General features: G+C 66.1%; 22 protein-coding genes. 11 read left to right on the top strand and 11 right to left on the bottom strand.

The genetic code is table 11. The annotated features are described in order from the left end of the window. Window positions 1-837 precede the first annotated feature (837 nt). The 3 genes from EAD98_RS27810 to EAD98_RS30775 are packed head-to-tail and all read right to left on the bottom strand — an operon-like array spanning window position 838 to window position 3,846. On the bottom strand, window positions 838-2,757 hold the full coding sequence (locus EAD98_RS27810) for a DUF3732 domain-containing protein (RefSeq protein WP_158609848.1): 1,920 nt from the start codon (window positions 2,755-2,757) through the stop codon (window positions 838-840). A gap of 16 nt (window positions 2,758-2,773) precedes the next feature. Continuing rightward, entirely contained in the window at window positions 2,774-3,259 is a 486-nt protein-coding gene (locus tag EAD98_RS31930) for a three component ABC system middle component (RefSeq protein WP_368666178.1), read from the bottom strand. Beyond that, the gene (locus EAD98_RS30775; protein ID WP_147457510.1) at window positions 3,256-3,846 is read right to left on the bottom strand and encodes an ABC-three component system protein; all 591 of its coding nucleotides are present in this window, start codon (window positions 3,844-3,846) and stop codon (window positions 3,256-3,258) included. Before EAD98_RS30775 ends, EAD98_RS31930 begins: the two co-directional genes overlap by 4 nt. A 1,018-nt stretch (window positions 3,847-4,864) precedes the next feature. Here EAD98_RS30775 and EAD98_RS27805 point away from each other — a divergent pair. After that, complete coding sequence (locus EAD98_RS27805) at window positions 4,865-5,569, top strand: hypothetical protein (protein ID WP_147457509.1); 705 nt, start codon at window positions 4,865-4,867, stop codon at window positions 5,567-5,569. Between the two features lie 259 nt (window positions 5,570-5,828). Beyond that, window positions 5,829-6,590, top strand: coding sequence for a hypothetical protein (locus EAD98_RS27800; protein ID WP_147457508.1), 762 nt, complete (start codon window positions 5,829-5,831; stop codon window positions 6,588-6,590). A gap of 628 nt (window positions 6,591-7,218) precedes the next feature. Here EAD98_RS27800 and EAD98_RS30770 read toward each other — a convergent pair. After that, on the bottom strand, window positions 7,219-8,187 hold the full coding sequence (locus EAD98_RS30770) for a hypothetical protein (RefSeq protein ID WP_147457507.1): 969 nt from the start codon (window positions 8,185-8,187) through the stop codon (window positions 7,219-7,221). A 633-nt stretch (window positions 8,188-8,820) separates the two neighbouring features. Between EAD98_RS30770 and EAD98_RS31090 the strand changes: the two genes are divergently transcribed. Further along, window positions 8,821-8,988, top strand: coding sequence for a hypothetical protein (locus EAD98_RS31090; RefSeq protein WP_158609847.1), 168 nt, complete (start codon window positions 8,821-8,823; stop codon window positions 8,986-8,988). 233 nt (window positions 8,989-9,221) lie between these two features. On the opposite strand, the gene EAD98_RS27790 is transcribed toward EAD98_RS31090, so the two are convergent. Next, a complete protein-coding gene (locus EAD98_RS27790; RefSeq protein ID WP_121656921.1) occupies window positions 9,222-9,446 on the bottom strand; it encodes a winged helix-turn-helix domain-containing protein in 225 nt (74 codons plus the stop codon). 499 nt (window positions 9,447-9,945) lie between these two features. Here EAD98_RS27790 and EAD98_RS27780 point away from each other — a divergent pair, with 499 nt between their 5' ends. From EAD98_RS27780 to EAD98_RS27775, 3 genes are all read left to right on the top strand, one after another. Next, complete coding sequence (locus tag EAD98_RS27780; RefSeq protein WP_121656919.1) at window positions 9,946-10,164, top strand: flavin reductase; 219 nt, start codon at window positions 9,946-9,948, stop codon at window positions 10,162-10,164. Further along, window positions 10,161-10,334, top strand: a complete 174-nt coding sequence (locus EAD98_RS31375; protein WP_167362340.1) for a hypothetical protein — start codon at window positions 10,161-10,163, stop codon at window positions 10,332-10,334. Before EAD98_RS27780 ends, EAD98_RS31375 begins: the two co-directional genes overlap by 4 nt. Before the next feature lie 362 nt (window positions 10,335-10,696). Next, the gene (locus EAD98_RS27775) at window positions 10,697-11,650 is read left to right on the top strand and encodes an NAD(P)-dependent alcohol dehydrogenase (protein ID WP_121656918.1); all 954 of its coding nucleotides are present in this window, start codon (window positions 10,697-10,699) and stop codon (window positions 11,648-11,650) included. A gap of 25 nt (window positions 11,651-11,675) precedes the next feature. Here the strand turns inward: EAD98_RS27775 and EAD98_RS27770 are convergent, their stop codons facing one another. Continuing rightward, window positions 11,676-12,359 (bottom strand): GNAT family N-acetyltransferase, encoded by a 684-nt coding sequence (locus EAD98_RS27770; RefSeq protein WP_121656917.1) that lies wholly within the window; start codon window positions 12,357-12,359, stop codon window positions 11,676-11,678. A 346-nt stretch (window positions 12,360-12,705) separates the two neighbouring features. Between EAD98_RS27770 and EAD98_RS27765 the strand changes: the two genes are divergently transcribed. Continuing rightward, window positions 12,706-13,128, top strand: a complete 423-nt coding sequence (locus EAD98_RS27765) for a VOC family protein (protein WP_121656916.1) — start codon at window positions 12,706-12,708, stop codon at window positions 13,126-13,128. A gap of 30 nt (window positions 13,129-13,158) precedes the next feature. On the opposite strand, the gene EAD98_RS27760 is transcribed toward EAD98_RS27765, so the two are convergent. Next, window positions 13,159-14,046, bottom strand: a complete 888-nt coding sequence (locus EAD98_RS27760) for a LysR family transcriptional regulator (RefSeq protein WP_121656915.1) — start codon at window positions 14,044-14,046, stop codon at window positions 13,159-13,161. 212 nt (window positions 14,047-14,258) lie between these two features. Here EAD98_RS27760 and EAD98_RS27755 point away from each other — a divergent pair, with 212 nt between their 5' ends. Both EAD98_RS27755 and EAD98_RS27750 read left to right on the top strand, forming a co-directional pair. Continuing rightward, entirely contained in the window at window positions 14,259-14,921 is a 663-nt protein-coding gene (locus EAD98_RS27755; RefSeq protein ID WP_121656914.1) for a GyrI-like domain-containing protein, read from the top strand. A gap of 189 nt (window positions 14,922-15,110) precedes the next feature. Further along, window positions 15,111-16,643, top strand: coding sequence for an LPXTG cell wall anchor domain-containing protein (locus EAD98_RS27750; protein ID WP_158609846.1), 1,533 nt, complete (start codon window positions 15,111-15,113; stop codon window positions 16,641-16,643). A gap of 112 nt (window positions 16,644-16,755) precedes the next feature. Here EAD98_RS27750 and EAD98_RS27745 read toward each other — a convergent pair whose 3' ends face one another. Further along, the gene (locus tag EAD98_RS27745) at window positions 16,756-17,403 is read right to left on the bottom strand and encodes a response regulator transcription factor (protein WP_121656912.1); all 648 of its coding nucleotides are present in this window, start codon (window positions 17,401-17,403) and stop codon (window positions 16,756-16,758) included. After that, window positions 17,400-18,506 carry a sensor histidine kinase gene (locus tag EAD98_RS27740; protein WP_147457505.1) on the bottom strand — a complete coding sequence of 369 codons (1,107 nt, stop codon included), beginning with the start codon at window positions 18,504-18,506 and terminating at the stop codon, window positions 17,400-17,402. The genes EAD98_RS27745 and EAD98_RS27740 overlap by 4 nt, the downstream gene beginning before the upstream one ends. A 140-nt stretch (window positions 18,507-18,646) precedes the next feature. Here EAD98_RS27740 and EAD98_RS27735 point away from each other — a divergent pair, with 140 nt between their 5' ends. After that, the gene (locus tag EAD98_RS27735) at window positions 18,647-19,240 is read left to right on the top strand and encodes a CDP-alcohol phosphatidyltransferase family protein (protein WP_121656910.1); all 594 of its coding nucleotides are present in this window, start codon (window positions 18,647-18,649) and stop codon (window positions 19,238-19,240) included. Continuing rightward, a complete protein-coding gene (locus tag EAD98_RS27730) occupies window positions 19,237-19,707 on the top strand; it encodes a VTT domain-containing protein (protein WP_121656909.1) in 471 nt (156 codons plus the stop codon). Before EAD98_RS27735 ends, EAD98_RS27730 begins: the two co-directional genes overlap by 4 nt. A 16-nt stretch (window positions 19,708-19,723) precedes the next feature. Here EAD98_RS27730 and EAD98_RS27725 read toward each other — a convergent pair whose 3' ends face one another. Together EAD98_RS27725 and EAD98_RS27720 are read right to left on the bottom strand one after the other, a co-directional pair. Then, the gene (locus EAD98_RS27725) at window positions 19,724-20,371 is read right to left on the bottom strand and encodes a response regulator transcription factor (protein ID WP_121656993.1); all 648 of its coding nucleotides are present in this window, start codon (window positions 20,369-20,371) and stop codon (window positions 19,724-19,726) included. 14 nt (window positions 20,372-20,385) lie between these two features. Next, window positions 20,386-21,711 carry a sensor domain-containing protein gene (locus EAD98_RS27720; RefSeq protein WP_121656908.1) on the bottom strand — a complete coding sequence of 442 codons (1,326 nt, stop codon included), beginning with the start codon at window positions 21,709-21,711 and terminating at the stop codon, window positions 20,386-20,388. Window positions 21,712-21,721 lie beyond the last annotated feature (10 nt).

The following is a 21,721-nucleotide window of genomic DNA, read 5'->3' as shown; positions in this document are numbered from 1 at the left end:
CCCCACCCGTGGAGGTCTGCGAATCCGGGCCATCGTGGACGGCAGTGGAGCCGTGCTGGGCCGTTCAGCGGATTCGGAGAACCGGCGCGGCGGCCGGTGCGATCGGGAGCCGGCGGGTCGTGACCCGCATCGGCGGCAGGAAGGCCGCTCGGCATCTCCGAGGTCGAGTCCAGCGGTCCGGCGGGAAGGCCGCGCTAGCGTGCTCGACGAGCGCCAGAGTAGCACCGCGTGCCGACACGTCAACCCGCCGTGATGTCGCTGGATGGAGGTGGGACGGCCGGCTGCCGGCTGATGTGGGAGGACTTTCTGTACGTCTATCAAGGCGGCCCGCAACGGGCCGCACGCGCCGCCGCCAGGGCGCGCGGCCTGCACTCCGCTGCCGCTCCGTTCCGGCCACGCAACACGCCCGGCGGCTGGCGCGGAGAGCGGAGAGCCCGGAGGGCCGCCGCAGAACTACAGACCATTGACCGGTGCGGTGGTGGGCCGGCAGCCGGCCGGGCCGCGCGGCCACGAGCCCGCGCGGCGCAGGGGAGCGGACGCCGGCCCGGCGTCGGCGAGCTGGCGGCGGTCGCGGGGTTGCGGTTAGTGCGCCTCCGGCGGGGGCGCTCCGGCTCCAGGATGGCCGGCGCTCCTTCGGCGGGTCGCGGTCCCGTGGGTGGTTGCGGTAGGCCGTCCCGTCTGCCATCGACCCGGGCAAGCCGAGCAGACCACCGCCCGACCCGCCAGCGTCCGAACGTGTGTCAAGGTCCGCTTGACGTGGCGGGCCGGGCGGCAGCCCGCTCCCTCAATAGGCGGGTCGACGGCAGACGGGATGGCACACACGCTTGGTGTTGAGGGCTAGTCATCGCTCAGCCAGTCGAGAGGAATCAACGCCTCATCCCCACGCCAGTTTTCCACCAGGGCGTCCTGGAACCAATCCTCCGTGAGATTCGCATGATCGCAAACTATTATCTGAACTCCTCCGTTGGTAACACGCACGAACTCTCGGAACAGCAGGAATTGACGCCTGACCGCTGCCCAATCTGCATCCGCTACCTCGCTTGCATCTGGCACCTGTTCAGGGAAAAAGGCTTGAGTGGGCTGGTCGAACATTATGAATCGTGGAACTGGCCGACCATGCTCGTGAAACCACCAGTGAATCGCCAGGTGGGTAACCAGATGATATCCAATCCAGTTCTCGGCACTGCCAATCCTCCTGAGCGGCCTAGGCCCCTCCGGCTTATCGGCAATAACCGTGAGCTGCTTTAGGTCGAGCCGTACATTGTGTTCCGAATGTTCTAGCTCGAGTTGCTGTGCCCATTCCGTCATCCGCCGAGCAATGAGTGATAGTCGAGAGGAAACCTCGTTCTCCGCGTCCGTAGCCGCAAGCTGTTCTTCAAGCTGCGCAACGGCACGTTGGTAACGGCCCAGATCTATAGGTATGCTCGGCAGGGCGGCGGGTGGCTCGATGCGCTCAAGGGCACTTGCAATCCGACCGCGGAGGTAGGCGGCCTGCTCTCTCTCCCGCAGGTCGTCCTGGATGGCCGATTCGGTCGATGCGAGTTGCTCCAGTTGCGCAGCGTTGTCGCGCATCACGTTCCGAAGCTCTGAGATGCTATTGGAAAGCTCCGCGAGCCGACGGTTATTTGCGGGGCGAGCACGCTCGACCGTGCTCAATTCCTCAGAGATGCGAGCCGTCAATTCCGTGATCTCATCGACTGTAGCGTCTGGCTCGGCAAGCGGCGAATTGCAAAGTGGGCATGTCTCACTATCGCGGTTGGGCGTTGGGATGACTCGGAGTGTTGCGAGACGTCCCCGCTGAATTTCTAACTCCCGCTGAAACCGGGTTCCTTCACTTTCGAGCGAGCTTATGAGACTGACCTGGGCTTCTAGGTAGTCAAGGTCTTGACGCATTTCCCTCCTTGCCGCAAGCAGTTCTTGGCGGCGAGGCTCTATCTCAGGTGGCAGCGACGGGCCAACCGCCTGCTCTTCCAAACGCGCCACCTCACTTAGGCGCGCAAGCATTTGATCAGGAGCCAGTTCCAACACTTCTGCGTCGATCGCACCATAAGCGATGGCTGTTTGCGCAAGGGACCGAATCTCCTCGTCGCTGGCCGCATCCGCCGCATTGCGCTGGGAAGACTCGCGCTCCGCTCGTGCTAGCGCCCTTTGAGCGGTACGCAGCTCGTAGCGCAACTGGGCGATGTCTGGTCCGGTAGCACCCAAGAAATATGGGAAAGTGTCCTTGATGGACTGCTCGATACCGCCTTCGTGCTGGCGGTGGAACAGCTGCGTCTGGCTCGCTATCTCGGTCTGCTTCTGTAGACACAAGAGAACGGCTTGGGCTATCGAGACGTCGTAGGGATAGCGCAATGATCCACCAGGCGGCTCAATGCGGTAGCTCTCGATGCCAAGGCGACGACTTATTTCGGCGCGCAGAGCACCCGAGTCTGCGTTGGCAACGAGCTCGCCGGGTGAAGGGAGGGCAAGATCGGGGCCTCCGACCGTAATCATGGCTTGGCTCGTAGAGGCGCCCTCCGGATTGGGCCGAGCGAGGACTAGGCGGGAATCGCCAAGCTCGACCAATATCGCATACCAGCTTGTGACGTCAGTGATGATTCCCAATGGGAGGGATATGTCGGTTCGACCGAGGCAGAAGTCGACGATGTCGAGCAGCGCCGACTTTCCGGTCTTCGACTTCCCGGTAAGGATATTAAGCTGGTTTGGCTTGAATTCAATATCCCGTCGCCGCTGTCCACGCTTGCTGTACAGGGCCACTGCAAGAATCTGCATTCTAGGGCCTAACTCCCAGGAGAGCGAAAGCTGTTGCTATGTCGGTTGTACGAAACCACATACCAACGATTCTGGCTGCTCTTACACACGCTGCCACATCGGCACCTTGCGCGGCCGAAAGAGGGCGCGGAACTCTTCCGATCTGTAACCCTCCTTCACTTGTGACACGTAGCATTCCAGTGCGTAGCGCAAATCTGAGACCCTCACGCGTGAGCTCCACCATCTCTGGTGCACGTGCGGGAAACGTAGCCACAATCCATGGGTTTTCTGAGACCCACGCCGCGAATCGCTTCCTCCGGTCTCTGGGAAGAGCTTGGCGTGTCTCTTCGTGTAGGACTAGAGGTAGGGTTAAAAACGCCAGCGGGAAGGGCATTGGATCGTCGTCGCCATCGGAGAATCCCCGAGCGGACTCAAACAGCACTCTGGCTGTGAAGGCCGGGTTTAGTAGGGCGGCAACTTCCGGCAGCCGCTCGGCAAAGCGCGTCATTGGACCGGTTCTTCTGCCACAACTGGTCGGAGCAAGCTTTCCAACTTGCTCGCAAAATCTGGATGCCACCCGATAGTTAGTTCGGCGAATCCCTCAGCCAACTGATGCAGCGTCCCTCGGTTCAGCCATCCCTGATCGAAGCGTTCTCTGATGCGAGCCCGAGAGTTGGCGCAGATTTCTTCGAATATCGCCATCCCGGTATCCTCCGGTGATGCCCCGCCCGATCGCTCGGCCTGGGCGACCCGGCGGTCGAACACCTGCTCCCACTCGTCATGCAGCGCAAAGGCAAAGCGATCGATCTCCGCCTCACACAGGTAGCCCCGGCGTAGCCACTCCGACCGCTGAGTGTACGCACGGTGATAATCTCGGATCGCTTTCAGTAGACGGTTCTCATCGAGAGCAATCCAGAGCAGTTGCGTAACGAAAGTCCGGCCCCTGTAGACTTCGGCTTCCTCTCTAGAGAATTTTGCCATCACTTGCGGATCCAGGGGTAAAGCCTGCGGCCCAAACTGGTCTCGCAAATCTTCCGCTTGCACTCGCAGGTCCTCTGCCCTGATTGCTGGAAGCGATCCGTCCAGCAGGCTCACCGAGATGCCGCTCCACCATCCCTTGAGATACCTAAGGTAGTCGTCCCCTCGATCCCGTGGCACGATGTATCCAAATGCCTTCCGCAAGCTTTGATCTATGTCGCCGGCGTGGGGCGCGCCGTCATGAACAACGATTGCCGAAACTAGAGCAGCCCGATGCTCTGGGGGTTTAGCTAAGAAGGCATCCCGCCATCGGGCCGTCGTGCCGGATCTACTATTGCTGGCGGCTGCCTCAAGCGCAGCAACCGCGGCCGGGACATCCCTATCCGGTCCGGCGTGAAGCTTGGAGAGCGCACCCCCACCTGGTATTCGGGCCGTAGTGAGTAGCCGAAGCACAGGGATCCGGTCCACTGAGAGATCTACGGTATCCAGCCAAGAATTGATTGATCGCCAGAGATCGGGGTTGTTTTCGGTCAGATCACTCGCGGGAGTCATGTGATGCTTAACTTGCAGCAGTTCGTCAGGCGTTCCGTCTCGGACGAAGTCGATGTCGTCCAACGCCTCTAGCCGAAGCTCCACACTCGGGTCTTCTCGCCCACGTTCGGCTAACTCAACCAGAGCCCACTGGCACTGATAGAGGTAACCCAAGGCGTTTCCTGCCGCAGAGTGTGAGCCCCTAACAGCCATAGCGGCAGCCTAGAGATCAGTTCACCACACCGCAATCCTCCTGTAGCGGTCTGTATAGACCGAACGGGTAGGACGAACCACCGCATTGTTGGACATTGCGGGACCGGTCACCGGATGCGCGTTGGCTGGTGCGAGCCACAGTAACGCCTTGGGAAGCTACACGGTCAGGGCTGACGTCCCAAACTGACCGTGGGCCATGCCAGCGATGGCCGCTCAGGGCCGCCGCTGGGCCGTCTGGGCCGCGACTGGGCCGTCAAAGGCGGACCAACAGTGACCGACGACGACCAGCGGTACCCGAAGAAACAGCAGGTCAGCCGCCATGTACTGACGGCTGACCTGGCGGGCGACAGACGAGTCGACCTGTACGCCGGATGCTGTCGGAGTAGGTGGCGTGGACAGCCCGCTGGTCGGCTGCAAGGATCCCGGCATGGCTTCCACGCCCGACTGGGCAACGCTGCTGACGGCACTTTCTGGCTCACTGGTTGGTGGCCTGTTCACCTTCGCTGGCGTTGCTTGGTCTCAGCGAGCGACGCGCGAACGCGAACTGACCATCGATCGCATGCGGCACTCCCGCGATAAGGCCGACCGTCTGCGGGAGACTCGGCGTCAACTCCTTGTCGACATGGCTGAGTATGTAGAGGATCGCCAAGCCTGGTACGACAACATGGAGAACGGAGCGGGCGGCGCGGCCGACCTCGCGAAGCTGACGCTACATCCCAACCAGCTCACCGGTCGAGTCAAGTTGTACGCTCCGCCAGTTTTACAGCAGCTTTGGGTGACCTTAATTGCCGCCAACGCAACCATCGTTTGGAACATCGATCTAGGGAACTACCAGCAGGATGAATGGGGTGGCGGCGCTCTGGACGATAGTACCTGCGTGCCGCGGGCTCAAGCTGCTGCCGACCTGATGACCGCGGGAATCAGAGCGGCACTGAGCGACGAAGGCTCTGAGGTGCTTGGACTCGATGACGCGGAGGCGCGGCTTATCGCCGAGGTCAGTGCTTTGCCGACTCACCCGCACAGGAAGCCGAACGACGAGCTCATAGCCGAGATTCGCGCGGAAGCCTTCAACCGGCTTCGTACGAACGCAGGCTGATCGCCCGACGAGCTGTCGACAGCAACGGCGACAGCAACCGGCCGGGACGAGGACATCCACCAGCCGCCGGGCGCAGACAGTCGCCCGAGGCCCCGAACGCGGACAGACACCGCCGAACGACGCGCCCAGAACTTACAAACGAGGGGTCACGCGGCTTGCTTTGATGGCTTACCGGCTGGAGTGTCCAGTGTGCCGCTTGGATCAGGTTTGGTGGAGTCGCCGTGCCAGGCGAGTGGCTGCCGGATGCGACGATGTCTGGATGGCTGACCTTGTGGAGCGGAGTGGCTCAGTAGTTGGGCGCTGGGCCAACAGCGGCGCCATCACGCCGGCCGGTGCGGCGGTTGGTGAACTGATCGGGCTGAGCATAGGAGCCCCACCCGCTGCTGGCTCCATAGTCGGAGCCAGTGTCGGATCCCTTGTTGGCTCAGCGGCAGAGGAGATGGTGAACCTTGCAGCTCCGCTGTGGCGTCGCCGCATCGAGAACGTGAGTCGCTTTGTCGGCACTGTCGAGGATGAGGCTGCTATCCGGGCGGAGGAATTGCTTCGAGAGGTGGCCGAGGACGCCCGATTGCTGGAGCTGCTTGCTCAAACTGCCGACGCGGCGGCCCGGGCGCTGGACGACTGGAAGATCGACACCTTGGCCCGGGTATTTGTCCGTGGGGCGTGGGAGGCCACGGATATCGACTCGACGCAAGTAGTTGTTGATGTCGTTCGGCAACTTGAAAGGCCCCATCTGAGGCTGATGGAGCTGCTAGCACGGCCGAATCCCAAGCGGAGTGGCGCTCGGACCGATGGAGTACCCACCCCTGACCGGTGGCCGGTCAAGGACATCTACGCCGAGGACGGAGGCTTGGTTGGCGCACTCGACGCGTTGGTTAGCAGATTGCAGAGCTTGGGCATTGCCCATGATGTCGCTGTTGGTGCCTATGTTGGGTACGAGACAACTTGGGCGTTGACTTCTTTTGGAAAGCAATGCGCCTCTTATCTCTCTCGCCGGGGCAACGGGCGGGAACAGGGCTAGTACCGTTGAAGCAGTGGCTACCGCGAGCGCAGATGGCTGTTCTCTCCGACCAAGCCAGTGGGCCTCAGCCGGGTCGACCTGGACGCCGGACGCTGGTGGACGTACCGCCCAGTTCACAAGCAAGACAGGCGGTCCGGCGGAATGACTGGCGTGCCAGATCCGTGCCAGGTCGACAGGTCGCGGCGAGGGATTGACGAGGACTGGCGGGGAGAGTGTTTCCTTGCCGCAGGTCTAAGCCCTAGCAGGCCAGGGCGATTTGAGAGAGCCCCCTGGCAGTGTGGGGGCACACAGGGGGCACAAGACACCGTCAAACGCCGTCAACCAGTGAGTAGCCATGGCAGGCGCAGACGCCGTTTGAGCAGGGGCCAAGGTGCGTTCCCACTGGTTGGCGGACAGCAGCTCTTAGTTCCGCTTCAACGTCTGATACCGGAGCTGGGTGACCAACTGGGTGACGATGAGCGCAAGCAACGCCGGACGTTCATGGACTGCGGCGGACCGTCCGGGTAGCTGAGCGCTGCTACTGGCCCAGCTCATCGATGGCTGGTGGTCCCTTCGGGACGAATGAGTCAAGCTCCGACAGCGAGGCAGCAGCCGACGGAGCTTGACATCTATCGGGGTATCGGGATGGCTAGTCTCCCGTAGTGATTGGCGGAGCTTCTTTCGAGGTCGACTCAAGCACAAGCGCCACCAGCCCACCTGTCGCGCGTAGCGGGAAGCGAGCGACGTGAATTAGCCCCGACTGTAGAGGCTGTCTGGGACTCCAAAAACGAACATTGATGGGGTAGGCGTGGAGTTCAACCATTAGGTCAGCGAAATCAAGTTCAACTGCCGTTGAGATGTGCACATGATTGGGATCTGGGTAGTTGTTCTTAAACTTTTCATTGTACTCAGGCATGAAGAAGCGTATTAGACCAGCCTCTGCCATCGTTAGAGCCTCGCGGCGATAGAACTGGGGATTTTGAGAACGCGCCAGCACTTCCAGGCTATGGAGCGTGTCTTTGTCCCCCATTACCTCAGCCTCGCCAGAACTGATGTCTTGAACGAGCGATACATCCGATATCTCGCAAAGAGTGAGCCATATGTCATAGTCGGGCCGATTCTCTGCATAGATTGCTTGCAAGGTGGAGTGACTTTTTAGGCGGTCGTAGGCATTGCGCTCGCCGTCCTTTCCGAAGGCTTGCCCGATGTACAGGATTTCGTGTTCTAGAAGCTCCTCGACACCCACTTCCATATGGTTGACGAGCGCTCCAATCGATCCCCAGGCAAGGTCTTCGCCCTTGTGCGTGAATCTGAAATCCTCGAACGGCCATTCAGCCTTCCATGCAAAGCCCTCCCTGTATTGCTTAGTGGTAAAGGCGCAAAGATGCTCGCGGAAATCGCCGCCGTGCTGGGAGCGGACCTTGAATCGGATGAGGCCATCTCTGACTATGACGGACGACGGGTCAACACTCAGGCGGGGCTGACGAGAGACGATGTACAGGTGGCAATCTTCCACGAGGGATCCCGGCAGGCTTTTTATATCCTTCTGTCTGCCGATCAAACGAGGAGTGACGACGACTGTCACTCGTGACTCCGTCTCGAATTTGCGCATCGTCATGTGCTAAGTCTGGCGTTCTGGCTCAAGCTTGTCATCTGCGAGGACGGAGGCTAGTTATGCCCGGCGGGGGTCGCGGGCCGTCCCTGGGCGCCGTTTGGGCCGTTGAACGTCGACCAGAGACGACCGAGGCGGACCAGCAGTACCCGAAGATAGGCAGGTCAGCAATCGTGCGGTCGGCCTGGTGGGCGACGGCCGAGTCGACCTGTATGCCAGATTCCGCTAGACCGACCGGTCATGAAGTAGACGGTGGCCGACCGCCAGTGGCCCTCGGCGGTGGTCCAGCAGTCGGGATGCAGGGCACCCAAGTCAATCCATGGATCCAGGGTGGAAGACAAGATCCGGAACATGGACGGAATGATCAAGGGGCGGGCTGGGGAGCCGTTGGGCGAGTGCCCTGGTAGGACAGCAGGTACCCGAGCGGGCGCTACATCCTTCCTAAACCGTGTGCGGCGGCAGCAGCGCCGACAGCGATCAGGCGGGACGAGGGCATCCCCCGGTTGTCGAGCGCGGACAGCCGCCTGAGGCCGCAGAGGTGAACGGACCCTGCCAGACATAGCCCCCGGAGCCTATAAGCGGAGGGGCTACCATGGTCGGCGGGTCGGTGGGCTGAGACCAGGGCTGGTCCTGGGTCCAGTGCTGCTCTTCATGATGGCCGCCTTCATCCTCACTCTGATCTCGACCGCAGTTCTGGCGGAACCGGACGGGGAAGGCAAGGTGATCTCAATGAAGTCGATCGTTGGCTCTGCTGCGTGTGTCCTCGGTGGTCTTGCGACCAACCTGGCGGCATCAGCACTGGTCTGAGCCCACCGATCCACAGCGCACGGGACGGTGCCCGGGGCGCACAGGGGGCACAAGACACCGTCAAACGTCATCAACCAGCGAGTAGCCATGGCAGCCCGGGACGCGCTGCGAGCAGGTGGTGAGCACCGTTTCCGCTGGTGGCAGGACAGCGGCTCTTAGCTCCGTTTCAACACCTAGACGTGCACCGTACACACACCGTCACTCGTCGGCGGCCTCGGCTGGGTGTGCGTTGCCTACCCAGACTGCCGGTTCGTGACGTACACGCCCTTGCCCTGCCGGCCGTCGATCAGCCCTTCGGCTTTCAAGATGAGCATGGCGGCGCGGATGACGGTGTTGCTCACGTCGTAGTGCTCGCACAGGGCGGCAAAGGACGGCAGCTTGTCACCCGGCTTCAACTGGCCGGAGCTGATCTGCTCGCGGATATCCCGCGCGACCTGTAGGTAGGCGGCTTCAGACATAGGTGGTGCTCCCAGCTTGGCGGCTGGTGCAAGCAGATCACACCCGGGGTGCGACTTACAACGCTATGTGCGTCAGCTGTTGACCCTGCGCACATTGCGTCCTAAGTTGCTTCTGGGGCTACCCAGCTTGGCGGCCGGGGGTCCTGCCGTGGGTGCCCGCCTCCCGAAGTGGGTGCCCACGGCTTTACCCGGCGTCGGCGGGAGGCGTGATGACCAGGTCGAACAGATCGGCCGCTTGGAACGAGGAAGCTGCTGTGGCCCGCCGGGACGTTGGCAATCGCCGGCAATCCAACCGCGATGATGCGGCTGGCGGTCGACGGCACGTCTCCTATGACGCGTACCTCCTGGCTGTAGCGCTAACGCTGGCTCGCCGGCACCGGCCGGTCTGGTCCTGGCGGCATTGGCGGCGCATCTGCCGCTGCGGAGGCGAGCTGCCATGCCGGAGCCGCCATCGCATCCCGATCAACCGCGGCCACTGGCCCAGCCAGGACGTCCCGCGATGACCACTCACCACCCGATCAAGCCAGCCTGGACGTGCGGCGGCTGTGCGGGGGAGTGGCCATGCCAGACCCGGCGCCGAGAGCTGCGGGCCGAGTACGACCGCGCCGGGGTGTCACTGGCCCTCTACCTGGCCGCCCAGCTCGTCAACGCCGCCCAGGACCTGGCCCACGTTCCCGCCGGCCACCTGCATTACCGCTTCCTCGGTTGGACCCGATGAGCATCCTGCGGCCGGGTGACGAGAAGTTCCACTACAGCGACGGCTCCCACAAGTGGATCCCGCCGGACCCGGACTACGACCAGGAGGTCTGGGACGAGCAGGTCCGCCAGCACAAGCACGGACACCTCAGGAACGAGCGCCCCAAGGTCCGGATACAGCGCCTTGTCTGATGCCAGCAGTACAGCACCGAAGTACAGCAGCCGTGCCAGCCGAACCGAGCCGAGAGACGCGCCAGTAAGCCGTCTGAACTCGTATCGAGCCTGATCCGGTTGGCTCGCCGAGAGTTCACACCGAAGAGGTCGCTGGTTCGATACCAGCATCGCCCACCGAAGTATGTGCAGCGCAGAAGCCCGTTACCGGATCGGTCGGTAACGGGCTTCGCTGTATCTGCCGCTTACCTGGAGCAGATTGGGAGCAGGGTGGCGGCGACCAGCCGCTTGTCCCGCCGTGCTAACCAAGAGGCGTAGGCTGCTGGCCCTGAACGCATCGGGTACTGCGCTGGCCTACTTTCCCGAAGGGCTGGTGGTACCAGGTGAGAGCAGTCGTGTACGACCGGTACGGGCCCCCGGATGGGCTGCGAATCGAGAATCTCCCCAAGCCCTCTCCCGCTGCCCGACAGGTGCTCGTCAAGATTGCGGCGACCTCGGTGAATTTGAGCGATTGGGAAACCCTGCAAGGTTCGCCACTGTATTCGCGCATCGGTGGGCTGCGCTCCCCGGCACGCCGGACCCTCGGCTCGGACATCGCCGGATGGGTCGACGCGGTGGGCTCCGCCGTCACTCGGTTCCGACCCGGTGACGAGGTGTATGGCGACAACCTCATGCTCAAGGGCGGTTTCGCCGAGTACGCGATCGCGCCCGAATCGGTCCTGGCCCGCAAGCCCGCCGCCCTGACCTTCGCCGAGGCGTCGGCGATCCCACAGGCGGGCGTGATCGCACAGCAGGGCACCGCGGGCGCCGCAGCCGGCAACCGGGTCCTCATCAACGGCGCCGGCGGAGGATCCGGCGCATTCGCGATCCAGCTGGCCAAACGACTCGGCGCCCAGGTGACCGGCGTCGACAACGCGGGCAAGCTCGACTTCATGCGGTCCGTCGGCGCGGACGAGGTGATCGACTACCGCAGCCGGGACTTCACCCGCAGCGGCCCGTACGATCTCATCCTCGATCTGGTCGCGCACCGATCGGTGTTCGCCTACCGCCGGGCGCTGGCCCCCGGCGGCCGCTACCGGTGCGTCGGCGGATCGGTCTCGGCGCTGCTGCGCGTCCTGACGATCGGCGCGGTGGCCGGCCGGCTCACCCACCGCCGGCTGGGTGTGCTCGCCGTCCGGGAAGGGCCGACCCACTTCGAACCGGTGGCCGATCTCTGCGTGGCGGGTGACCTCGTCATCCACATCGACCGGGCCTTCACTCTCGACGAGACGCCCGAGGCGTTGGCCCACGTGGGTGAGGGACGCGCCCTCGGAAAGGTCGTCGTGAGCGTCAACTGACCAGCGGCCGCAATGTCCCCGCCGTTCAGGACGGGTAGGCGTTGCCAGGCGTCGTTGCGATCAGCACGTCGGCCACGGGCTGCCAGCCGAGCGTCCTGTACAGACGCTGACCGTCTTCGCTGGCGATGAGAATGCCCTCTTCGACGCCTTCTTCGATCGCGGAACGGGCTAGTGCACTCATGACCGCGCTGGCCAGACCCTTGCGGCGATGAGCCGGCATGGTCTCGATCCGGTCTGCGACCCCATCTGTACCGGCCAGTCCCATCGTCCCGCGCGCGCCGACCTCTCCCGACTCGTGCCGTACCGTGGCCGTGACCACGCTGTCGCCTCCGTGCGCGTCGACCTGGGTCAGGAGCCGGTACGGTGCCACGGGCATGTTCTGCGGATGCCGGCGAAGATCGGCTGTCATCAGCAGTTCTGAGTGCTTGAGCACGATCAGACCGGCGGCCGCCAGAGCCGAGGCCGCCCTCGCCGGATCGGTGGTGGGCACGGTCAGCCATGTGACGGCGTCCTCGCCAATGACCAGCTCAGCCAACGTGGCGAGCGACGCGAGGTCTTCGCCGGCATCGAGCGCGACATACTCGATGTCGCGGCCGGGCTGCATGCACCGGACCCGCAACGCGCCGCCTACGTCCTTGGCGACGGGCAGCCCGCGAGCCACGCCCCAGCCGCGCTGCCAGCGGACGATGAGATCTCGCAGGTCACTCACCCGTCAACTAGATCACTTCCACGTGAAGGGCCCGTCACGCCCTGGGACGCGTGTACCCGAAATCACGTGCGCGGATCTGCCGCCGTCCGGCTTCTGAGTACGTGACCGAGGACGGTAGAGCCCGGCGCGCGCTGTCGTGCCGGCGGCCGCGACCGGTGTCCGTCCGGGAACCAAGTGAATCGATTGTCAATCGCGGCTTAACGGTATGTGTGCGAGGTCGTCGTTGATCCGCACCGGCGGGTGACGGACGCTGGTGGTATCAAGCGCAAAGATCGCTGGCCGGTCTCGGGCCACGCGCTGGACAGATCAGGGACGTGACCGTCCGTGGAACAGGGGAGAGGCACGTATGCAGTTCTCGTTGATTGGGATGGCGGTCGCGGCGGACAACCCGACCGCGAGCGCGGCGTGGTTCGCCGAGCATTTCGGGTTCAAGGTCGGGATCGACCTGGGCTGGTACGTGAACACGCAGCACGCTGATCACCCGACCGTCAGCCTGGACTTCGTGCAGCGCGACCACGAATCGTGGCCGCGGGCAACCCGGGGCAGGGCGGTGGTCGGCACGCTGCTGGCGTTCCTGGTCGCCGACGTTGACGCCGAGTTCGAACGGCTGCGCTCTGCTGAGTTGGAGGTGGTCCTGCCGCTCGTGACCGAGCCGTGGGGACAGCGCCGATTCCAGGTCGCCGGTCCCGACGGGCTGCTGGTGGAGGTTCTGCAGATGGTGGCACCGGACCCGCAATGGCTCGCCGACAACGGTCTGGCCGGTGAGTGACGGCGTCGTCTGAGTCTCTCCGTCTCTCGGCTAGCGCAACAGCGGGCACAGGTCGTTGACGACCTGTGCCATTGCGCGGATGATCTCGGTTTCGGTCTCGGTGCGCCAGACCAGGGCGTAGTTCAGGCGGGGCAGGTCGGTGATGGGCAGCCACCGCACGTCCGGCATGGCCCAGTGGTCGGTCACGTGGACGGGGAAGACCTGGACCGTCTCGCCGAGGGCGACGAGGTGGATGAGTTCGTCGCTGTTGGTGACGAATGCGCCACGCTCGATCGTGTGGCCGCGTGGGCTGTGGAACGGCAGGTACGCGTCTTCCCAGTAGTCCGGCAGGCGTTGCCCCGTTCCGTTCGGGAAGTCGGCGAGCATCTCCAGCGACACGGATGGTCTTCGGGCCAGTTCGTGATCGGTCGACACTGCCAGGATTCGCTGGTCGCCGAAAAGGACCGGTCCCACGGTCAGGTCCGGTTCGTTCACGGGCAGCCAGGCGACGAGGATGTCATGCTCTCCCGTACGCAGCGCGGCGAACGGGTCCACGAACGAGGCCCGGCGGACCTGCAACGACCACTGCGGGTGCCGACGGCGGAACGTGTCCCAGAACGGGCGCAGGTCGTACGTGTTGAAAGGGATCATGCCCACGCGGAGCGTGCCGGTGATGCCCTGGGCGGCCCGCCGGGCCCGCTCGACGCTCTTTAGCAGGCCGGCGTGGACGGGCCGCAGGTCGTCGCGTAGCTGTTCGCCGAGCGGTGTGAGCCGGACGGTACGTGTGGAGCGGTCGAACAGCAGACCACCGATGCGGCGTTCCTGTTGCTTGATGGCCTGGCTGACCCGAGCTGTGGTGACGTGCAGTCGTTGCGCTGTCCGTCCGAAGTGCAGCTCTTCGGCGAGCACCAGAAAGGTCTCGATGTCGCGCAGCTCCACCTGTGTTCCCGTTCGCGAGACGCCTACCTGGCATCCGACCTTACCTACAACGCGCCGGCCTTCATCGCCGAGACCAGCCGGTATCGCCGCAGTCCGGGCGGCGCACCACGCGCAAGAACACCTCCCGCACGCGGCGCGCGACGTGTTCTCCTATTCCCTGACCACCATGGATGCAGAAAGGCAGTGACTCGCCACCCGAGTCCAGGTGCCCCATGACCAACAGGACCGCCGACAAGATCGACTTTAAGAAGACGCTTGACGCCTACCAGGCACAACGGGGCCGGTTCCGGATAATTGACGTACCGGACATGCAGTACCTCATGATCGACGGCCACGGCGACCCCAACACCTCACCCGCCTTCACGCAGGCGATCGAGGCGCTCTACCCGACGGCCTACAAGTTGAAGTTCGCCAGCAAGCGCACCCTCGGGCGCGACTACGTCGTCCCGCCCCTGGAAGGTCTGTGGTGGGCCGAGGACATGACGGCGTTCACCACCGCACGACACAAGTCCCGGTGGAGCTGGACGTTGATGCTCATGGTCCCCCACTGGATCGACCAGCCCATGGTCACCGCCGCCATCGAGCAAGCCGGCGCCAAGCAGCGACCGGCGCGTATCAACGACATCCGCCTCCAGACGCTGCCCGAGGGGCGGTGCGTGCAGACGCTGCACGTCGGTTCCTTTGACGACGAGGCCGACGTGCTCGCACAGCTGCACCACGAGTACATCCCCGCCAACCGGCTCCGCCTGACCGGAACTCACCACGAGATCTACCTCAGCGACTACCGCAAGGTCGCACCCGACAAGCAACGCACCATCCTCCGACAGCCAGTCACCATCGACTCGGAACGTGCGGATCCGGGCCTCGTTTCGTAAGCCGGGTCGGAGTGCCCGAGTCGCGGGTCGGCGGGGGCTCGGTCGTTCCGGACCTGGTAGAGCTGGTGCTGAGCCGGGTCAGCCGTTCGGTCTGAGTTGACGGTCGAAGGCAGGTCGGGGCAGCGGAGAGCTTCGATGAATCCTTACCATCCGTTGGTCACCCCTGGGCGCGCGTACGGGAGGACCCACATGCTCAAGCACTCCACCCGGCGTTGGCTCACCGGTCTGAGCGTCGCGGGCGCGCTCGTCGCTGCCGCCCCCACCCCGGCGGTCGCCGACGACCCTCCCTTCATCGTTGACGCGCCGAACCAGCTCGTCGCTCCCGGCCACTCGACCCACGGATTGCTCGTGGCGCAACCCGTCCGGGACGACGAGGATCAGTGGCAGTTCGGCAGGACCACGCTCGACGTCGACCTGTCCGAGGTCGAGGATTTCGCCACCGTCGAGCCGATGCCCGACGGTTGGGCCTGCGAGACGGCGTCGAGCACGCTGCACTGCGAGATCGACATTCCGAAGGGCCAGCACCCCCGGTTCAACTACACGCTCACCGGCAAGGACGACGCGACCCCGGGGCAGCAGGGTGATGTCACGGTCACGGTCACGTCCGGCGGCATCTCCGCCACCGCAACTGCCGGCATCACGATCGCCGAGGGTGTCGACCTCGTGAGCGACGAGACGGTCGAGGTCAGCGGCGCCCCGCGCAGCCGGGTGGAGCTGCCCGGCGCGGTCCGCAACGGCAGCGCGACCACGGTCAACGGAACGATCCTCATGCTGGAGGCCGACTGGCTCGTCACGTACGCCGGCGACTACTCCAACTGCGCGTCGTTCCTCAACTTGAACGCCATCTGCACCTTCGACACGCAACTCGAGGCGAACACGTCCTACCAGCTCTCGGAGGATCTCCCGCTCAGGCTGCACGAGCAGGCCCGCACCGGCGCCGAGCTCCCGGTCACCCTCGACTGGTGGACGAAGGACGACTGGGCGCGCATCTACGGGGAGTGGCCGATGCCCGGCTTCGAGCCGGGTCGCGGTGGCGAACTCCGCCTGGTCGAGCAGACCAGGGCGAAGGCGAAGGCCCCGCAGACCGACGTGGACCGGACCAACAACTTCACCCGGGCGTCGGTCACCGTGACCGGCGACAACCCGGCGGATCTCGCGGCCAAGGGCGCCACCGCCCGCGGCAGGAAGGGTGACGTGGTCGCCGTACGGCCGAGCTTCACCAACCTCGGTCCCGCCGCGCTCGACGCTCAGATTGAGAAGCTGCCGGTCCGGATCACCATCCCGAGGGGCACCACCGCCGTCGAGGCATCCGGCGACTGTGTGCCGTACGTGCCGGGCGAGGAGTGGGACCCGGGGAACGCGAAGTGGGCCGAGCCGGGCGCCAAGGAGTACGTCTGCCGCGCCAGCGAGATCGCGGTAGGCGGTGAGCACCCGTACGTGTTTGCGCTGCGCATCGACGAGGTGGCGGCGGACGCCACCGGCACCCTCGTCGTGAAGCTGGACGGTGACCCGAACGCGCGGAACGACTCGGCGAAGATCATCGTCAATGCGTCCGGCAACGGGGGAGGAGACGGCGGTCAGGGCGGCGGTGACGACGGCCCGACGCTGCCGATCACCGGTGACCCGACCGGCCTGATCACCGGCGTCGGCGGGCTGCTGCTCGTCGTCGGCGCGGCGAGCTACCTGGTCGCCCGCCGCCGCAAGACCCGCTTCGTCGCCTGATCGAATCCTGGCAACCCCGCGGCGAGACCAGCGGAGTACGAACAGCACCGGCGATGACAGTGTGTTGTGCGCTGTCACCGCCGGCGCGAGCGGTTCTCCTGGTTCGTTCTTGTCAGGGGGCGAGGCCGGCCTGGATCGCGAGGATGGCGGCTCGTACGCGGTCGCGGCTGCCGGTCTTGGCCAGCACGTTGGTGACGTGGGTCTTGACGGTGCTCATCGAAAGGTGCAGGCGTTCGGCGATCTCGTTGTTGTTGAGTCCGGCACCGATCAGGGCGAGCACGTCGGTCTCCCGAGTGGTCAGCTGGTAGGCCGTCAGTTCCACGAGGGTGGCGGGCCCGGTCGCGCGTACCCGGTCGAGTACGGCGCCGGTGACCTCGGAGGAGAGGATCGCCTCCCCGGACGCGACGGTCCGCACCGCGGCGATCAGGTCGCGGGCGCTGCACCGCTTGAGCAGGAACCCGCGCGCGCCGGAGGCGATGGCGTCCAGGACGTAGGCGTCGTCGTCGAAGGTGGTGACGACGATGACGGCCGGGGCGTGCGGGATCCCGGCCAGCTCGCGGGTGGCCTGCAGGCCGTCGAGTACCGGCATGCGGATGTCGACGAGGGCGACGTCGATGCGGGAGTCGCGACGTACGGCGTCGAGGAACTGTCGGCCGTCGGCCGCCTCGGCCGCGACGTGGATGTCGGGTTGGGAACGCAGGATCAGGCTGAAGCCTTCGCGGACCAGCTGCTGGTCGTCGGCGATCGCGACGCGGATCACGTCTTCACCACCGGCAGGTCGGCCTCCAGCATGGTGCCGCCGCCGGGGCGCTGGCTCAGCTTCCAGCTCCCACCGCGGGCGCTCACCCGCTCCTCGATGCCGAGCAGGCCCGAGCCTCGCGCGGGTGCCCGGGGCGGCCCGACGCCGTCGTCGCTGACCCGTAGACGGACGCGGTCGCCGATGCGGACCAGTTCGACCCAGGCGGCCGTGGCTTTCGCGTGGCGGGCGATGTTGGTGAGGGCCTCCTGGGCGATGCGGTAGACGGCCAACACGCCGATCTCGTCCAGGCCCGGCTCGGGGTCCAGGCGCACCCGCACTGTCACGCCCTGGTGGCGCAGCGGCTGCGCGAGCAGCTCGTCGATGTCGGACAGGCGGGGCGGCGCGCTCACGACGATCGCCGCGCCCGGATCGCGCAGGTGCACGACGAGCGTATCGAGCTCACTCAACGCGGTGCGTCCGCTGTCCGCGATCGCCCGCAGGGCCGCCCCCGGATTGTCGCTGAGCTGGCCCGCCTCGGCCTGAACCACCATCGCGGTGACGTGGTGGCCGACCACGTCATGCAGCTCGCGGGCCAGGTTCGTGCGCTGCTCCAGCCACGCCGCCTGGCCGCGCAGCTCGCCTGTCTCCCGAGTGAGGGCGTGGCCGCGGGACCACGACCGCAGCAGGATCGCCAGGAGGTAGCCGCCCGCCACGAAGGCGAACGGCTGCTCGTACAGCCCCCGCTGGTTGAGTAGCGCGGTGGCGAGGGCGCCGACGGCGCCGAGCAAGCCGAAAACCCACCCCAGCCACGGGCGTCGGGCCGGGTCCACGCAGGTCGAGACGAACACGAAGGTGCCGGCCGCGAGGCCCAACTGTACGGACTCTCCGGTGCTCACCAGCGCCACGAACCCGGCGCAGACCGCGAAGACCAGGGCCCGGTGGCGGGGCCGCAGCGTCAAGGCCGCGAGGCCGACGGGCAGCACCACCCATGCCCAACCCGCCGGCACGGACAGGCCCCCCTCGGCGGTCGTGACCACCAGGGCGACGATCAAGCCCGCCGCGCCGTACGCCAGCCGGCGCACCCGCTCGGGGTCGCGCAACCAGTCCCGGTTTGCACTCCTCACCTGCACAGTCTCGGCGACCAGCCCGGAAATCGGCCAGGTACCCCGGTACCAGACCGGCCGGCACCCCGGTGCCGCCGCCGCGACCAGATCGGCACCGCGGCACGTTCCGCCCGGAACGCCCTCAGCACGACGCTGCAGAGGTGACTCTCGCTGACCCTCGCGCCGCCATCAACGTCGGCCCTCTTCGTACGGTTCCGAACTACATCACCGCCCTCCGTACGGTCGCCGCTGTCACCGTCGGTGTCGCCGCCCTCGTCGCCGGCTCCGTGGCACTGCTGGCGGTGGCGTACGGGATCTACTGGCTCGGCGACGTGCTCGACGGCTGGGCCGCCCGCCGGCTCGGACAGGAGACCCGCGCGGGGGCCGTACTCGATATCGTGAGCGACCGCGCGTGCACCGCCGTGCTCTGCGTGGGTCTGGTCTCCCTCGTGCCCGACGTCGCGGTCGTGGCCCTGGTGTTCCTGCTCTCGTTCCTGGTGCTGGACACCATGCTGTCGCTGGCATTCCTGTGCTGGCCCGTGCTCAGCCCGAACTATTTCCACCTGGTCGACCGGCGGGTATGGGCGTTGAACTGGTCGCCCCTGGCCAAGGCCGCCAACACCGCCGGGGTGATCGGCGCCGTCGCGTTCGGGCAGTACCAGCTCGCGCTGGGCGTAGCCGTGGCCGTCGTCGCGGTCAAGCTGTGGTCAGCCGCAGCGGTGGCCCGGCTGCTTAACCGGGACGGCCGGGCGTGAGCAGTCTCGGCGAGGCGGTGGTGGCGCTCGGGTACGGTCTCGCCTCGGCCCTCGTCCCGGTCGTCAACGCCGAGGCCTACGCCGTGGTCGCCGGGCACCGTGGCGGCCACGCTCTGGTCGCCGTACTCGCTCTGGCGCTCGGGCAGACCGCCGGCAAACTGCTCCTGTTCGAAGCCGCGCGTCGCGGAACCGGACGGCTGGCCCGGAAGCTCGCGCGACGGACTCGATCAGGTCGCGCGGCGGCCCGGGCCGCCCGTTGGGCCGGACGGATCCGGCGCTGGCTCTCCCGCCGCCGCACCGCCCTCCCGACGGTGCTCGTCGCCGCCGCGGTCGGGGTTCCGCCGCTGGCCGTGGTCAGCCTCGCCGCCGGCACCGCAGGACTTCGCCACTGGGAGTTCGCCGTCTCGTGCCTCCTCGGGCGGGTGATCCGTTTCGCGCTCCTCGCCCTGCCGGCGGCGCTCGCCTAGCCCCGCCTGCGTGACGTCAGCCGCCGCTGACGTGGCGAAGGACGGCCAGGACCCGGCGGTTGTCGCTGTCCGAGGACGGCAGACCGAGTTTCGCGAAGATGTTCGCCACGTGCTTCTCCACGACTCCGGAGGTGATGACGAGAGTCGCCGCGATCCCGGCGTTGGATCGTCCCTCGGCCATCAGCGAGAGCACCGCACGCTCCCGCGGGGTCAGCGACGCCACCCCGGCCGTGTCCCGTCCGGCTCGCATCAGGTGGCCGACCACCTCCGGATCCAGCGCCGTGCCACCGTTTGCCACGCGGGTCAGCGCGTCCACGAAGTCGGCGACGTCGGCGACGCGGTCCTTGAGCAGGTATCCGACGCCGGTCGGCCGGTCGGCGAGCAGGCGGGTCGCATAGCGGGTCTCCACGTACTGGGAGAACACCAGCACGCCGACGTCGGGATGGTCGCGTCGGATGTCGATCGCCGCGCGCAGTCCCTCGTCGGTGTGCGTCGGCGGCATCCGGATGTCGATGATGGCGACGTTCGGTACGGTGGCGGCGATCGCGGACCGCAACGCGTCCGCGTCGGCCACCGCCGCGCACACCTCGAAACCGCGGTCGGTGAGCAGCCGGACCAGCCCTTCGCGCATCATCGCGGCATCCTCCGCGATCACCACCCGCATGTCGTCGCCTCCGTTCACACCTGTGTGGGCAGCTCGATGTCGACCCTGGTCGGGCCGCCGGTCGGGCTGTGCGCGCGCATCCGGCCGTCCACGACGGCGATGCGGCGGGCCAGGCCGGACAGGCCGGGACCGTCCGGGTCCGCCCCGCCGATGCCGTCGTCCTGGACGGTCAACAGCAGGCGCTCACCGGATCGGACGACGTCGAGCCCGATACGGGTCGCCCGGCTGTGTTTGGCCGCGTTCGCGAGCAGCTCGGAGGCGCAGAAGTAGGCGATGGTCTCGATGGCGGGCGCCGGGCGGTCGGGCAGCTCGACGTTCACCGTGACCGGGATGGCGCTGCTGGTCGCGAGCGTCGCCAGCGCGTCGCCGAGACCGTTGTCGAGGACCGGCGGGTGGATCCCGCGCACCAGGTCGCGCAGGTCGGCGAGGGCCTCCTTCGCTCCGCGGTGGGCGAGCGCGACCAGTTCGCGGGCCTGTGCGAGGTCGGGTGGCGGGCCGTCGGCACCGAGCTTCTCGGTCGCCATGCCGAGGTTCATCGCCAGCGTGGCCAGTCGGATCTGCGCGCCGTCGTGCAGGTCCCGTTCCAGCCTGCGCATCATGGCGGCGGCGTCGTCGATCGCGCGGGCACGCGTCACCTGTAGTTCGCGTACCCGTTCGGCGAGTCGGCGCGGGCCGAGCAGCCGGCGCATCGCGGCAAGGTCCAGTGTCGTACCGGCACGCATCAACCACGGTGCGACCAGGAGCATGGCGAGGCCGGCAGCGGCGATGAGGAACGTTCCGGCGAACGTCCGCGTACCGATGGTGCCGAGCGGCGTCAGCGCCCACACCGGTCCGAGGCGCGTTCCGGCCGGGTGGTTGCGAAACAGCGGCCACCACACCGGGTAGCTGAGGTTGACCAGGCCGAACACGTAGCAGAACGCCCCGTAGCCCTCGGGGATGGCCAGTGGCACCTTGAGCAGGCCGTACCCGAGGGCGCGCCACCCCGGTCCGTCGGAGACCAGGGCGCTGATCCGCTTCGAGGGCCGGGGCGGCGGGGCGTCCACGTGCACGTCGAGCAGTCGGTCGGCGAGTGAGCGATGTACGGCTCCCATCGCGCGCCCGATCGGGGCGGCCAGCACGACCAGGAGCGCGATGGTGAGTGGAAACAGGACCAGGAACACCGGTGCGACGGTGGGCGCGGGCTGGGCGGACATGGCTCCGGTCGCCCAGAGGATGAGGACACCCAGGGCCGGCACGATCGCCGGTACGCTCAGGATCGCGGCCACGCTGACCACGCCGACGACGCAGAACACCGCCCGGCGCAGGGCCATCGTGGTGAACGGAGCGCGCAGCGCGGTCATCGGTCCATTG

This window comes from Micromonospora sp. CV4, assembly GCF_003667455.1.
GTDB lineage: Bacteria > Actinomycetota > Actinomycetes > Mycobacteriales > Micromonosporaceae > Micromonospora.
The sequence above is the reverse complement of the archived record's forward strand: the minus strand, read 5'-3'. Positions and strand labels throughout refer to the sequence as shown.